The following is a 14266-nucleotide window of genomic DNA, read 5'->3' on the forward strand; positions in this document are numbered from 1 at the left end:
CTTCCGCGGTGACCCGGCCACGATTCGCTGGCCGGGTCATCGCGGAAGACGCGTCACCCTCATCCCATCGGCTGTCCGTTCGACCGCCAGCCGGTGATCTGGCGTTCCGCCGATCGCCACCTGGCCAGGCCGAACGCCCCGGAGTAGCTCATCGACGGCCTCGATCACCCGCGTCGTGGGTTCTGTCGCACCGACCTCCCGCAGCCAGCGCCGCACGACCCTGGTCCGCACCGCGTCGGGAAGGTCGGCGACCGACGCGACGTCGAGTTCGGCGTGCTCGCCGATCCGCGACGACGTCGAGTAGATCTCATCCGCAACGTCGTCGAGAGCATCGACGTCGGCCTGCAGCGCAGTGGCGGTGCGCGCCAGCGCCTCGACGACCCCGCCGTGCAGGACGTCGTCGAGCAACGGGATCACCTCGGCTCGCAACCGAACGCGTGTGAATCGCGGGTCGCGGTTGTGGGGGTCGGCGTGCGCGGGCAACGCCAGCTCGGTGCATGCGCCGACGGTCTGCGAACGACGAACACCCAGCAGCGGCCGACCCCACGGCTCACGCCACGCACGCATACCCGCGAGCGATCGCGCGCCCGACCCCCTCCCGAGGCCGAGCAATACCGTCTCGGCCTGGTCGTCCATGGTGTGGGCCAGCAGCACGGGCATTCCGTCGCGAGCGGCGTCGAGTGCCGCGTACCGGGCTTCACGCGCAGCGGCCTCCATGCCACCGGCTGTGCCGACGCTCACCCGCAGGATCTCCGCAGACGCACCAAGTCCCGTTGCAGTCCGCGCCGCATTGGCCGCAACCGCATCCGAGCCGGGCTGTAGTGCATGGTCGACGATGAGCGCGCGAACCGTCAGCCCCGCGCGGAGCGCTCCGGCGGTGAGCGCCAACGAGTCCGGCCCGCCGGACAACCCGACGCACACCTCAGTGCGCCCGGGCAGGTGAGCGGTCGCGAAATCTGCGACCGCGCGGGTCACAGCACGCGTGCAATCCATCGCGACGGCTCGTCGATCTCGTCCGGTCGGGGCAGCGTCTCCGCATTGGTCCAGATGGTGTTGAAACGCTCCATACCGACGGTCCCGACGACCTCGTCGACGAAGGCCTTACCCCGAATGTATTGCGCCAGTTTGGCATCCATACCGATCAACGCTCTGATGATGCGCTGCACGGGATTTCGCGGTGCTGTGCGTCGTTTGTCGAACGATGCGCGGATCTGCTCGACGGTCGGAACCTGCGCTGGGCCAACGGCATCCATCACGTGGTCGGCATGCCCCTCGAGGAGGGTGCCGAGCATCATCATGCGCGTGAACGCCTCGTATTGCTCGGGCGTCTGCAACATCTGCATCACACCGATGACGCCCTTTTCCCGCTTGGCACCACCTCGTACAGCCGAATTGATCCGTGCAACAACATCTGTCACCGATTCGCCCGCATCGGAGGTCAGTACTGCGATGTTGTCGAGCATGTACTGACGCAGCCAGGGGTTTGCGGAGAACTGCACGCGGTGGGTCACCTCGTGCAGACACACCCACAGACGGAAATCCGACGGCACGACGCGCAGACTGCGCTCCACCGCAATGATGTTCGGCGTCACCAGCATGAGCACGCCGGGATTCTGGGGCCCGCTCGAATCCGAGCCACTCGGCGTGAACGGGTCGTACTGCCCGAGGATGGCGCCGGCGAGAAACGCGAGGAGACCACCTGCCTGCAGGCCGCCGACCTTCCCCGACAGTCCGCCACCGGACTCGTCGCCGTCACCGTCGAGCATCGATCGCATCGATTGCGACGCGGCGTCGACCCAACCGCGCCGATCGACCACGAGCGCACTCGGAACGCGCAGCCCGTCGGCGAGTCCGGTGACCTCGCGCACCGGCCCCTCCGCGCGCACCGCGGCGTCGGCCAGTTCGGCCTGCGCGGCGTCGAGCGTGTACTCGGTGACCTTCGGTCCAGGGCGCACCAGCCGTTTTCCGACCGTCGCGGCAAGCGACCAATCGATGCGCGCGCCGATCGACTCGCCGCGCTCATCCCGCTGGTCGGCCTCCGCCCGCTGGTCGAGCTCACCCCGCTGGTCGAGCTCACCCCGCTGGTCGGCCTCCGCCCGCTGGTCGAGCTTGTCGAGACCACTTCCCACGTCGTCGGTCGGCTCGGTCATCGGCACCCGCACTCCCTCAACTTGCCCGCGACGTTGTCGAGGGCCGGCCGCGCGTCCGCGGGAGAGGTGCCTCCCGAGATCAACGCGAACGACAGCACCCGACCGTCGACCGTCTGAACTATGCCGGTCAACGAACTGACGCCGGTCAATGTTCCGGTCTTCGCACGCACCCAACCTGCGCCGGGGTTCTCGCCGACGGTGAATCGGTCGGCGAGTGTTCCGGTGCCGCCGGCAACCGGCAGTCCGTCGAGCATCGGGCGGATCTTGGAGTCGATCGTCTGGTCGCTGCCGGTGGGTCCGCTCGCCGCTGCCATCAGCTTGTCGAGGAGCGCGGCGGGTACCAGGTTGCGGTACGACAGCCCCGACGTATCGCGCAGCGTCACGTTCGAGACGTCGAACTTGTTGTCGGCGAGCGTCTGCTTGACCGCCGACGTACCGCCCGCGAGTGTCGCGGGCCCGCCGCGTGCGACGGACAGTTCGACGCCGAGCGCTTCGGCGAGCACATTGTCGGAGTAGCGGAGCATGTCGTTGACCCTGGTGACCAGTGGAGCCGAGCGGACAGTCGCGATGGTCCGCGCACCGGCGGGAGCGGTGACATTCGTAACCGGGGCGTCGACGTCGAGCGCCTCGGCAAGTTGCTCTCCCGCGGTGATCGCCGGGTTGTCGACGCGCGGCGAGTATTCGTTGAGTCGATCCGTGCGCGCGCCGTCGGTCATCAGCGCCTCGATCGGAGCGATGTCGCCGCCCTTGATGTCGGCGCGGCTCCAACTACTGTCCATCGTCGGACCGGTGTACGCGCTGGTGTCGACGGCCACGGACGTGACCGAGACCCCCGACTTACGGACTTGCTCGGCAAGATCGCTGATCCGACCCGGATCGGTGTAGAACGTCTGCGACCGCTTCGACTGGGCCGACAGCGTCGGATCGCCCGCCCCCTTGATGATCACCTGACCGTCGGTACCCACCACGACGGTCGTCGTCAGGCGCGCATCGTGCGGCAGTCCGAGCAGCGCGGCAGCAGCGGTCAGGATCTTGGTGTTTGATGCCGGCACTCGTGGGGTGCTCGGACTCTTGGACCACAGGATCGCGCCGGTCAGCGAGTCGCTGACCTGGCCGGTGAACTCGCCGAGCTGGGGCGCGCGGGCCGCTGCGGCGATCTGTTTTGTGACGCCGTCTGCCGTCGGCTGCGGGGCCGTGGCCGACACAGCGTTGATCGCAGGTGTCGCGGCGATCGGCGCAGGCCGTGGCGGCACACCTGCGGGCAGGTCGTCGGACTTGTTCATGCGCAACGCCACGAACAGCACACTCGAGGCGATCAACGCCAGCACGACCACCGACACCAAGGTCCACACAACCGCGCGACGTCGACCGCCCAACCGACCGTCCTGATTCCTCGCGCCCACTCGACCTCCGGTCTCGACCCATCTCTTCCGACGCCCCACAGTATCGTTGAGGCGATTCGCACAGCCGGACCGCGGCTGTCGACACCCGCCGACGGCGCACCGATCCCGCCCGAGGCGCCACGATCAAGGAGGAACCGTGGAATTCGATGTGACCATCGAGATCCCCAAGGGAAGTCGCAACAAGTACGAGGTCGACCACGAGAGCGGAAAGGTCTTCCTCGACCGCTATCTCTACACCGCATTCGGCTACCCCGCCGACTACGGCTACATCGACAACACACTCGGCGAAGACGGCGACCCGCTCGACGCGCTGGTCCTGCTGCCCGAGTCGGTGTACCCGGGCGTCGTGGTCAAGGCTCGCGTGGTCGCGATGTACACGATGACCGACGAGGCAGGTGGCGACGACAAGCTGCTGTGCGTGCCTGCCAAGGACGTGCGCTGGGATCACATCCAGGACGTCGGCGACGTGTCGGAGTTCGAGCTGAACGCGATCTCGCACTTCTTCGAGCACTACAAGGATCTCGAGCCCGGCAAGTCGGTCACACCGGGCGGTTGGGTCGGCAAGGACGAGGCGGAGAAGGTGGCCCAGGCCGCCGTCGAGCGCTTCCCGGGGCACTGATCGACGCCCCTGCCGCTACATACTGAAAAGTCCACCTCATCTGCTGCGCGACACCTTCGGCACTGCCGAAGGTGAACCGGCACAGATGAGGTGGACTTTTTTGGGTCCTACCCTTCCGCCCTACTCGGCGGCGGCAGGTTCGGCGGTCGGCTGCCCGCGGCGAAGCGGGAGCTCCTTCCACGTCACCGTGCCGATGATCGCCAGCAGCGAGACGATCGACACCGTCAGGAACACCGTGTCCATCGAGTTCGCGAAGCCCTCCTTGATCGGATCGCCCAGTTCGGCGGGCAACTTCTCGATGATCGACGTATCGCTCATCACCGCGTCCGACGACCCCGACGCTCCCCCGGGATTCTGCGACGCCGCGATCAGACCCTTCGCGAACTCACTGACCTGCGGATCATCACTGCCCGCGGCCCGCACGACGGCGGCGCGGTACTCGGGAGTCTGCGCCGCAGCGACCATCTCGTCCTTGATGTTCGGTCCCATCATGCTGAACAGCAGCGAGAAGAACACGGCCACACCGAGAGTCGCGCCGATCTGACGGAAGAAGGTAGCGGTGCCGGTCGAGAGGCCCATGTCCTTGGGCGGCAAGATGTTCTGCATCGCGAGCGTGATCGGCTGCATCAGGTTGCCGAGCCCGAAGCCGAGCAGGAACGCCATGAGCATGACGGTCCACACCGGCGTCGACGTGCTCACCAGGTGCAGCAGGAACGTGGCAACGGTGATGAGTACCGCGCCCACGATCGTGAACACCTTGTATCTGCCTGTGCGCGAGATCATCTGACCCGACGCGATCGAGCCCATCATCAAACCGAGGACCATCGGCAGCATCTGCAGGCCGGCGACCATCGGGCTCGAGCCGCGCAGCACCTGGAAGTACTGGGGCAGCATCGAGATCCCGCCGAACATCACCGCACCGACGACCATCGAGATCACGATGCCCTGCGCGAACACCCGATTCTTGAAGACGCGCAACGGGATCAGCGCGTCGTCGCCCATCTTGTGTTCGATCCAGACGAACAGCGCGATGCCGAAGGCTCCGACGCCGTAACAGAGCCATGCCCAACCCGAGAACCAGCCCCATTCGCGGCCCTGCTCGGCCACGATCAGCAACGGCGCGATACCGACGGCGAGCGCGAAAGCACCCCAGTAGTCGGTACGGCCACCGCGACCCTTTTGTTGGTCGTAGTTCAGCACCTTCGCGACGACGATCAGCGCGATGATCCCGATCGGCACATTCACCAGAAAGACCCAGCGCCACCCCGACACCCAGAGGATCGTCGACTGACCGGCGAAGAAGCCACCGAGTACCGGACCGAGCACACTCGACGTGCCGAAGACCGCGAGGAAGTAGCCCTGGTATTTCGCGCGCTCACGCGGTGGGACGATGTCGCCGATCGTCGTCAGCGCCAGGGTGAACAGACCACCGGCACCGAGCCCCTGCAGAGCGCGGAACGCCGCGAGCTCGTACATCGACGTCGCGAGCGAGCACAGCAGCGATCCGACGACGAAGATCGAAATGGCAAGCAGGAAAAAGGGTTTGCGGCCGTAGAGGTCGGAGAGCTTGCCGTAGAGCGGCGTGACGATGGTCGACGTCACGAGGTAGGCGGTGGTCACCCAGGCCTGCATGTCGTAGCCGTGCAGGTCGTCGGCGATGGTGCGGATCGCCGTCGACACGATGGTCTGGTCGAGCGCAGCGAGGAACATTCCCAGCATCAGGCCTGCCAGGATCGTGAGGATCTGCCGGTGGGTCAGACCGGCGCCCGCAACGTCGTCCGACGCGGTGGACACCTGCGTCTTGTCTGTCATCTCGTTCCTTTCCCGGAATGTTCGCCCGCGGGCACGATGAGCTGCTCCGCGGCGTCGACGAAGCGGTCGAACAGCACCACCAGCGTCGACAGTTCGTCTTGGGTCCAGTCCGTCATTGCGGACTCGAATGCTTCACGACGCATCGCTCGCATGCCCTCGACACGTCGACGTCCTGCGTCGGTGATCACGAGGAGCGTCGCGCGTCCGTCGTCCGGGTCGGCTTCGCGACGCACGAGGTCGAGGTCGACGAGTTGCGCGACGTGTCGCGACACAGTGGACGGATCGGCGTTGAGCGCTGCGGCGAGTTCACTTGACCGCATGGGTGCACGGTCGAGGTGGAACAGCCCGCGAAACGCTGCGGTCTCGAACTCTCCGTCCTTCGTGCGGAACGTGGTGTGGACCGCGCGATCGCGAACACGCAGATATCGGCTGAGTGAATCGAAGAGCTGGTCGATCGACTCCGGTTTGAGCACGGTCACCGCCTTTTACTACCTAACGGACAAAGCCGACAGATGTTGCCTATTGCAAGTAGTTGCATGTTGCAAGCAAATGTCGAGCGCAAGTATGCGCTCGAGTTCTGCGGTACGCAAACAGCCCACTACCATGGACATTCGTGACTCCTCAGCCTCCACCACCGTCAGGTAGCCGCCCCCACTTCACCTCGATGCCCGACCTCGCATTGCGCGATCTCGGCGGCGCGGTCGTGTGGACCAACGACGATCTGTTCGCGGAGGTCCAGAACCTGATTAAGACCGGTCCGGCCGAGTACCGCCCCGCGACGTTCGGGCACAAGGGCCAGGTCTACGACGGCTGGGAGACGCGACGCCGACGCCGCGACGGAGTCGACCAGGCGATCATTCGCCTCGGCGCGCCCGGAGTGATCTACGGCGTCGTCGTCGACACGTCGTGGTTCAAGGGCAACTATCCGCCCGAGATCTCGGTCGAGGCGACCGCGGTCGAAGGCGTCGTATCGGCACAACAGCTCGTCGACGACGCCGAGTGGACGACGATCGTCGAGAAGACCCAGGTCGACGGCGACACACGCAATCCGTTCAAGGTCGACGCGAAGGACCGGTTCACGCACGTCCGGCTCACCATGCACCCCGATGGCGGTGTCGCACGTTTCCGCGTCCACGGCCGGGGCGTGCCGAACCCGCACTTCTTCCGCTACGGGCACTTCGACCTCGCCGCGCTCGAGAACGGCGGATTGATCACCGCATGCTCGAACATGTTCTACAGCTCGCCGAACAACCTCCTGATGCCCGGTCGCGCGCGGCACATGGGCGAGGGTTGGGAGACCAGCCGCCGTCGCGACTCGGGCAACGACTGGGTGCAGGTGCGCCTCGCCGGGCAGGGCAGGGTGAGTCTCGTCGAACTCGACACCAGCTACTTCATCGGCAATGCGCCGGGAGCAGCGACGGTTCGCGGCAGAGACGGCGAGAACGGCGAATGGTTCGACGTGTTGCCGCGCACCGAACTTCAGCCCGACACCCGCCACCGCTTCGTCATCGATCTCGACCGGCCGATGACCGAAGCGCGCATGGACATCTTCCCCGACGGCGGCATGGCACGGTTCAAGCTCTACGGGTTGCTCACCGAGGAATCGCAAGCGGGCCTGATCGAGCAGTGGGAGCGCGGCGAGGCCTGAGCGAGATCGCCCGCCGACCGAGCCCGCGCCACTGATCGAGTCCGCGCCGCTGATCGAGCCCCAACCGCTGATCGAGCGCAACCCGCTGATCGAGCTTGTCGAGATCACCCCACCCGCCGAAACTCGAACTGCGGCAACATCTCTGCGCCTCGGCGTGGCCAAGCCGTGCGGGCCGTCGACGTACGCACCATCTCCAGCGACTCGTCGTCGAGGCAAGTACGGCACACCGAGGTCAGCGAGCGGCGGCACGGCCACGCGACCGTGTGGTCACAACCACATAGTCGCGCGCCCGTCCGGCAACTCGCTGCAGGACAAACTGAGTGGGCATTCACATACGCGTCTCACGAGGATCTATTAGCCTGCCGTTCGCCTGTTGGACACCGAGGAGGGCTTCGCTAACTCTTCGTGACCCACGAACCTCACAGTCTGCCCGATTCGGACACCTCGCCCGTCCCGCCGATGTCGCGCCGGCGATTCATGCAGACCGCCTCAGCCGCAGCCGGCACGGCAGCCGCGCTCGCAGCCGGTGTATCCGAAGCGGTTGCCGCACCGCGTCATCAGGCCTTCCTTCACTCGGTGGCCTCCGGCGATCCGCTGCCTGATCGGGTCATCCTGTGGACCCGGGTGACTCCTGAGCCGCGGGCAACACCCGGATCGGGATTCGGCCAACCGACCAACGTCCGGTGGCAGGTGTCCGTTGACCCCGGATTCACGCGCATCGTGTCGTCGGGCATCTTCTCCACCTCCGTTGATCGCGACCACACCGTCAAGGTCGACGCCGCGGGCCTGTCACCGTCGACGCGGTACTTCTATCGCTTCACCATCGCCGACGGCCCACTGGCGGGCACCGTGTCACCGACGGGGCGCACCAAGACCGCTCCGGCGCTGTCGGCCGATATCGACAAGCTGCGGTTCGCGGTGTGTTCGTGCGCGAATTACGAAGCAGGCCACTTCATCTCCTACCGTGCCATGGCGCAACGGGATGACCTCGACTTCGTGCTACACCTCGGCGACTACACCTACGAATACGAGACCGGCGGATATCCCGGCGCGTACAACGAGACAGTCCGCGCCACCGCGCCGGTCCACGCGACCGTCACCGTCGACGACTACCGCATCCGGCAGGGCAAGTACCGCCAGGATCCCGATCTCGCCCGCGCGCATGCCACTCACCCGTTCATCTGCATCTGGGATGACCACGAATCGGCCGACAACTCCTATCGGGACGGCGCAGAGAACCACAAGACTCTCACCCAGGGCAGCTGGAGCGCTCGCAAACGTGCGTCGGACAAGGCGTACTTCGAGTGGATGCCGGTGCGCCCCAATTCGATTGACAACGGCGAACACCTCTACCGTCGGTTCCGCTTCGGCCAGCTCGCCGAGCTGATCATCCCGGACCTACGCTCCTACCGCGACAAGCAGTCCTACCTCAAGGTCGACGATCCCAACCAGAGCCTCACCGGCAAGACGCAATACACGTGGCTCGAGACCTCGATCACCACGTCGTCAGCGAGCTGGCAGGTGATCGGCAACGAGGTGATGATGGTTCCGCTGGTGATTCCCGAGACCACCGACCCGCGAGTCGCCGACTGGCTCCACAAGCAGATCGGCCTGCCCGCCGACGGAATCACGATCAACAACGACCAGTGGGACGGATATCAGGCCGAACGCCGCGCACTGCTGCACGCGATCGACAAGGCGGGCAAGAAGAGCGTCGTGCTGGTCACCGGCGACATCCACAGCTCGTGGGCCAGCGAGATCCCCCTCAGCGCGCCCCACTACGGCAAGGATGCGAGCGGGCGCGTGGTCGCGTGCGAATTCACCCCGCCCAGCATCACCGCGGCCAGCGGCTACGACAGCATCGCCATCAACAGGGCACTCGCTGCTCCGGTTGCGACGGCCCTCGACGTCGCCCAGGAAGCCATCAAAACCGCGAACCCCTGGATCAAGGACGTCGAGCTCACCACACACGGTTTCGGAGTGATGGAGATCAACAAGTCACGCGCGCAAATGAACTGGTTCTACGTCAAAGACGTGATGAACCCGGCGTCGTCGGTGCACCCCGCCTTCAGCTGGTACACGCGCGCCGGACAGCCGAAACTATTGCGCGCCTGAGCTTTTTGACGTCCTTATTATCCGACGGCACCCACTGAACGGCCCCGATTTTCTCGCAATGATTGGACTCCCATGCATTCTGACCACTCCGCCGTGGCTCCACGACGCACACTCGCCCTCGCTGCGGGACTGACGGCGTGTGCCGTGGCGGCCACGGTTACCGTCGGTGCGACGTCCGCGCATGCGGCGCCCCTCGGGCAGCCGTCGGCGCCGTTCCCCACCGAATGCAGGTCGGGTAGCACACTAACGCTCGGTGAACTCGTACCGATCGTTGCCAAGTCGCTCGACGCCCGAGCACCCGGCGCCGCGCCGTCGATCGACAGCGCCGCCGGTCGATTCTCCACGCAACTGCACAACAGCACCGTCAGCACCCTGGTGGTCACTCAGCGCGGGTCGGAAGTGAGCCCCGGTCAAGGTGTGCAGGCCACCCACGGTGCCAATGCGCTGGTTCAACAGGTGTTGTCGATCAAGAACGGCACCTATCGCGACGGCTACCGGCTGTCCTCGATCACGCTCAACGACGCAGTCGAGACCGTTCTCGTGGGGATCGAGGCCAACGACGCGATCGTCCTCGACAACATCGCGACCATCCTCGGCGAGGTGGCGTCGAAGGCCGTCTCGGGTGCCGTCGGTGTGCCGATCGTCAGCAGCATCATCGGATCCATCGCGGGAAAGATCGTCAAATCGGTCGCCGCGCTGCCGGGGACCGCGGCCGAGAAGGGCGGAAAAGCCCTTGGAGACAAGGCAGACAGCACCTGTCTGGCGGCCGGAGACGGCACCACACCGGTCCGACGGGAAACGGTCAAGGACGCCTTCGCCGTGAACGTCAGTCCTGAGCTGACCACCTTCGCGAAGTCGTTGAGTCCGTCGAGTGGCGACTGTCGCCCGCTGGCAGGCCTGAGCCTGGACGAGGCCGTCGCCTACGTCGGCGCGACGCATGAGTCGACGCTACCGAAATCGCAACGGGCGTCGTTTGCGGCGAGCGTCAAGACCGTCCGCGCCAACCTACACAAGGTGTACCTCAGCAACGCCTTCGTCCCGAAGAACAAGGACGAGCTGATCGGCGTATTCGAAAAGGTGGCGGGTCTGCCCATCATCGGCGGTCCTGGCCTGACCTACGCGGCCGGAGTGCTGCAGAACCTCAGTGCCGGCGGCGAACTCAGTCACCACATCCCGTTGTCGGATGTCTCGGTCAACGCTGTGTTCAACGGGGGCCGTGCCGTCAACGATCTCCGAACTTTCAAAGCAACACCCGAATGGGCTCTTGCGAGCGCACAGGGTGCTACAAAAGCGTTGTGCCGCACCACCGATGAAGGCAAGCCCTACCCAGGCGCCGACAAGACCGTCTATCTGGGCAAGTGAGGAAACACTCGATGTCATCGATCCACATTCCCGTCAGATCGCTCAGGCGCGTCGTCGCGGCCACCGCTCTGACCGCCTGCGCACTCCTCGGCGCACAGGTACCCACGGCCGTCGCAGCGCCGACTCGACCCAACCCGACGCCGTTCCCCGCGGGTGCGATCGCGACGGTGTACCAGTCCGACGTCCACGGCTCTGACGTCATCTATTGGCCCGTGATCTCGAGCTTCACCGACATTCGCAAGAACCACCCCGACACGATCGCCGAGAACTCGGACAAGACCGCAGCGATCAATCAGTCGGCGAAGAACGATCCGGCACGTCAGAAGCGGGCACTTGACGACGGCTACGCGATTGACGGCTTGTCGCAGAACCAGCTCTACACAATGTCGGATGCGTTCGGCGCCAACCTCGGTAGAGATTTCCGTCAGGCCCTTGCGGACAAACGACTGCCCAAGGTCTCAGCTCTGCTCGACACATTGTTCGCCCGGGGTCAAGGCATCGCTGCGTCCACGGCGATCGAGAAGGCCCTCTCTGACAACGACCGTCCGTATGTGGCCGAACCCGACCGCATCACGGTGTATAACCGGCCCGGCAGGTCCAAGAGCGACGTGCAGTCCAGCGGCTCGTCGTACCCGTCCGGACACACCGCGTCGGCAATGATCCGCACCGGGCTGCTGGCTCTGATGATTCCCGAACTCGCACCACAGTTTCTTGCGCGCGGTAGCGAGGCCGGCTACAACCGCGTGGTGCTGGGAGTGCACTATCCGCTCGACGTGATCGCGGGACGGATGGTTGCCGACGCCGCCGTCGCCGACAGGTACGCCGACCCCAGGTTCCGACCGTTGATCGTCGCCGCCGGACAGGAGCTCCGTGCAGAACTCGAATGGCGTTGCCGCGCAGCACTTTCGACGTGCATCGCGCGCGATACTCCGTATCGCAGCACACCCGGCGCACTGGCCGACTACGACGCGCGCATGTCCTACGGACTCTCGCGCATCGGCTCGCCGAGCGCAGCGTTTGTCGTACCGCCCACAGCCGTCGACCTGGTGCTGCGCGCACATCCCCGACTCACCCGCACCCAGGCCGCCGATCTACTTCGACGCACCGCATATCCCGCCGGATATCCGCTCGACGACCAAAAACCCGGCGCGCAGTCGTGGCAGCGACTCGACCTGGCCCGCGCCTACGCCGTACCCCGCTGATCGAGCCCAACCCGCTGCTCGGGGCTTTACCCGCTGATCGAGCTTGTCGAGATCACGCCGACCGAGCCCAACCCGCTGATCGAGCCTGTCGAGATCACGCCGACCGAGCCCGACCCGCCGACCGAGGGTCTTACCCGCTGATCGAGCCTGTCGAGATCACGCAGCCCGGCGAGACTCGAACTGCGGCAGCACCTCTGCGCGCACGCGGTGCTCGGTGGCCGAGCCGTCGATCGGCACGATGAGCACGGCGTCGGCGACCTCGGCCGCGTAGATGTCGCGGATCAGTGTGGCCAGGCCGTGTGGGGTGCCGACGTAACGCACGGTTTCTGCGGAATCACCCGCAACCGGCACCGAGGCGACGGACGCACGCGCCGACCCCGGATGCGGTGCGATCGCAACCTCGACAGCCAATGCGACCGAGAAGTTCGCGGTGTCACGGGTGCCGGCCCGCAGTAGCGAGCGGGTCCGCTGAGCGTCGCGCAGCGTCGAACGTCGTACGACGATGGGCAGTTCCGTCGCAGCGGCGTCGCCGACAATCGCAACCCGCAGCGCCGGGCGGCCGATGGTGATGACGCCGGTGTCGGCAGCGAGGAGCTGGTCGGCGAGAATGTCTGTCGGAGAACTCGATTGGATCGTCACGAGTGTGCCTTTCGGTGGTGGATGTCGGGGGCGTCGGCGCTGCGATCGCTCAGGCAGCGCAACACGTGGAGCAGGCGGTCGACGTCGTCGGACGAGCTGCCGAGCCCGAAGCTCGCGCGCACGGCACCGTCGGGATGGCCGAGTCGGTCGAGAAGCGGGTGCGCGCAGAACTTTCCGTCGCGCACGCCGATGCCGTGTTCGGAGCTCAGGTACTCCGCGACCTCGCGCGGGGTGTGGCCGTCGACTGTGAAGCCTGCGATGCCGACGCGCTCGAGGCCGTCGTCGAAAACACGCAACGGGGTGACGCCGTCGATCTCGGCGAGTCCGGCGTCGAGTTGTGCGCACAGGTACGCCTCGTGTGCGCCGATCCACTCGTGTCCGAGATCGGCGATCGCGTCGCACGCGGCAGCAATCGCGATGGCGCCCAACACATTAGGAGATCCCGCTTCGTGACGCGCGGCGCCCGTATGCCACGACACCGACGCGCAGCCCGCCTCGACGTCGACATCTGCCGTGGCGCCTCCGCCTGCCAGATACGGCTGCGCGGCGTCGAGCCAGTCGGTGCGTCCGATCAGCACACCTGCACCGAACGGCGCGTAGAGCTTGTGCCCCGAGAAGACGAGGTAGTCGATGCCGTGACTGACGATCGACACCGGGCGATGAGCGACGAGTTGCGCTGCGTCGACGAGGATTCGGGCTCCGTGCCGGTGCGCGATCGATGCGAGTCGCGAGATCGGGAGGACCTCGCCGGTCACGTTCGACGCCGCGGTCACCGCCAGTAGCGCGGCGGGCTTGGCTGCCAGTTCACGCTCGACGGCGGCAAGGGTGTCGTCGATGGTCGAAGCAACTTCGACGATGCGGGTCCACTTGTCCTTGCGTTCGACCCACGGGAGCAGGTTCGCATGGTGCTCGATGTCGAGAACGACGACGTCGCCGGGCGTCACATGCGCCGCGAGGTTGATCGCGTCGGTGGTGTTGCGGGTGAACACGACGGCGTCGTCGGCGCGACCGCGGACGAAGCGTCGAACCGTCTCGCGGCACTCCTCGTAGCGGCGCGTCGTGACCTGCGACAGGTGTCCGGCGCCGCGGTGCACGCTGGCGTAGGTGCTCAGCGAGTCGGCAACGGCGCGCGCCACCGCGGTGAGCGCCGGGGCGCTGGCGGCGTAGTCGAAGTTGGCGTAGCGCACCGTCGTACCGTCGGAAAGCGGCGCGCATTCGGCGGCGCCGACAACCTCTGCAAGTGGGGCGATAGTCGGGCTCTGCGCAGTCGAAATAGCCTTGACCTGTGAGAAATCGGTGTGCGAACGGGTGACGAC

General features: G+C 66.1%; 12 protein-coding genes. 5 read left to right on the forward strand and 7 right to left on the reverse strand.

Features of this window, described 5'->3' with window-relative positions; translation table 11 throughout:
• Window positions 1–36 precede the first annotated feature (36 nt).
• From tilS to dacB, 3 genes are read right to left on the reverse strand one after another with little or no spacing between them, the layout of a single operon-like run.
• Window positions 37–993 carry a tRNA lysidine(34) synthetase TilS gene (gene tilS / locus A5766_RS23585; RefSeq protein ID WP_005207553.1) on the reverse strand — a complete coding sequence of 319 codons (957 nt, stop codon included), beginning with the start codon at window positions 991–993 and terminating at the stop codon, window positions 37–39.
• Window positions 972–2150 (reverse strand): zinc-dependent metalloprotease, encoded by a 1179-nt coding sequence (locus A5766_RS23590; RefSeq protein ID WP_005207554.1) that lies wholly within the window; start codon window positions 2148–2150, stop codon window positions 972–974. Before A5766_RS23590 ends, tilS begins: the two co-directional genes overlap by 22 nt.
• Window positions 2147–3553 (reverse strand): D-alanyl-D-alanine carboxypeptidase/D-alanyl-D-alanine endopeptidase, encoded by a 1407-nt coding sequence (gene dacB / locus A5766_RS23595; RefSeq protein WP_005207555.1) that lies wholly within the window; start codon window positions 3551–3553, stop codon window positions 2147–2149. The genes A5766_RS23590 and dacB overlap by 4 nt, the downstream gene beginning before the upstream one ends.
• 136 nt (window positions 3554–3689) lie before the next feature.
• Between dacB and A5766_RS23600 the strand changes: the two genes are divergently transcribed.
• Window positions 3690–4172 carry an inorganic diphosphatase gene (locus A5766_RS23600; protein ID WP_005207556.1) on the forward strand — a complete coding sequence of 161 codons (483 nt, stop codon included), beginning with the start codon at window positions 3690–3692 and terminating at the stop codon, window positions 4170–4172.
• A 120-nt stretch (window positions 4173–4292) separates the two neighbouring features.
• On the opposite strand, the gene A5766_RS23605 is transcribed toward A5766_RS23600, so the two are convergent.
• Both A5766_RS23605 and A5766_RS23610 read right to left on the reverse strand, forming a co-directional pair.
• Window positions 4293–5984, reverse strand: a complete 1692-nt coding sequence (locus tag A5766_RS23605) for an MDR family MFS transporter (protein WP_005207557.1) — start codon at window positions 5982–5984, stop codon at window positions 4293–4295.
• Window positions 5981–6463, reverse strand: coding sequence for a MarR family winged helix-turn-helix transcriptional regulator (locus tag A5766_RS23610; RefSeq protein WP_005207558.1), 483 nt, complete (start codon window positions 6461–6463; stop codon window positions 5981–5983). The genes A5766_RS23605 and A5766_RS23610 overlap by 4 nt, the downstream gene beginning before the upstream one ends.
• A 185-nt stretch (window positions 6464–6648) precedes the next feature.
• On the opposite strand from A5766_RS23610, the gene alc reads away from it, so the two are divergent.
• From alc to A5766_RS23630, 4 genes are all read left to right on the forward strand, one after another.
• Window positions 6649–7632 carry an allantoicase gene (alc, locus tag A5766_RS23615; RefSeq protein ID WP_005207559.1) on the forward strand — a complete coding sequence of 328 codons (984 nt, stop codon included), beginning with the start codon at window positions 6649–6651 and terminating at the stop codon, window positions 7630–7632.
• A 477-nt stretch (window positions 7633–8109) separates the two neighbouring features.
• Entirely contained in the window at window positions 8110–9747 is a 1638-nt protein-coding gene (locus A5766_RS23620) for an alkaline phosphatase D family protein (RefSeq protein ID WP_005207560.1), read from the forward strand.
• 72 nt (window positions 9748–9819) lie between these two features.
• Window positions 9820–11109 carry a hypothetical protein gene (locus A5766_RS23625; protein WP_064906678.1) on the forward strand — a complete coding sequence of 430 codons (1290 nt, stop codon included), beginning with the start codon at window positions 9820–9822 and terminating at the stop codon, window positions 11107–11109.
• Between the two features lie 11 nt (window positions 11110–11120).
• A complete protein-coding gene (locus A5766_RS23630; protein WP_082965628.1) occupies window positions 11121–12311 on the forward strand; it encodes a phosphatase PAP2 family protein in 1191 nt (396 codons plus the stop codon).
• A 156-nt stretch (window positions 12312–12467) separates the two neighbouring features.
• Here A5766_RS23630 and A5766_RS23635 read toward each other — a convergent pair whose 3' ends face one another.
• Window positions 12468–12950, reverse strand: a complete 483-nt coding sequence (locus A5766_RS23635) for a hypothetical protein (RefSeq protein ID WP_005207563.1) — start codon at window positions 12948–12950, stop codon at window positions 12468–12470.
• Complete coding sequence (locus A5766_RS23640; protein WP_064906684.1) at window positions 12947–14224, reverse strand: aminotransferase class V-fold PLP-dependent enzyme; 1278 nt, start codon at window positions 14222–14224, stop codon at window positions 12947–12949. The genes A5766_RS23635 and A5766_RS23640 overlap by 4 nt, the downstream gene beginning before the upstream one ends.
• Between the last annotated feature and the right edge of the window lie 42 nt (window positions 14225–14266).

It is taken from the genome of Gordonia sp. 852002-51296_SCH5728562-b, from assembly GCF_001665475.1.
Lineage (GTDB): Bacteria > Actinomycetota > Actinomycetes > Mycobacteriales > Mycobacteriaceae > Gordonia > Gordonia sputi.

Excerpts from the sequence above, each read along its gene's own strand:
- tilS (WP_005207553.1), bottom strand. The coding sequence starts at position 993 with ATGGATTGCACGCGTGCTGTGACCCGCGCGGTCGCAGATTTCGCGACC.
- A5766_RS23590 (WP_005207554.1), bottom strand. The coding sequence starts at position 2,150 with ATGACCGAGCCGACCGACGACGTGGGAAGTGGTCTCGACAAGCTCGAC.
- A5766_RS23605 (WP_005207557.1), bottom strand. The coding sequence starts at position 5,984 with ATGACAGACAAGACGCAGGTGTCCACCGCGTCGGACGACGTTGCGGGC.
- alc (WP_005207559.1), top strand. The coding sequence starts at position 6,649 with ATGCCCGACCTCGCATTGCGCGATCTCGGCGGCGCGGTCGTGTGGACC.
- A5766_RS23620 (WP_005207560.1), top strand. The coding sequence starts at position 8,110 with ATGCAGACCGCCTCAGCCGCAGCCGGCACGGCAGCCGCGCTCGCAGCC.
- A5766_RS23625 (WP_064906678.1), top strand. The coding sequence starts at position 9,820 with ATGCATTCTGACCACTCCGCCGTGGCTCCACGACGCACACTCGCCCTC.
- A5766_RS23630 (WP_082965628.1), top strand. The coding sequence starts at position 11,121 with ATGTCATCGATCCACATTCCCGTCAGATCGCTCAGGCGCGTCGTCGCG.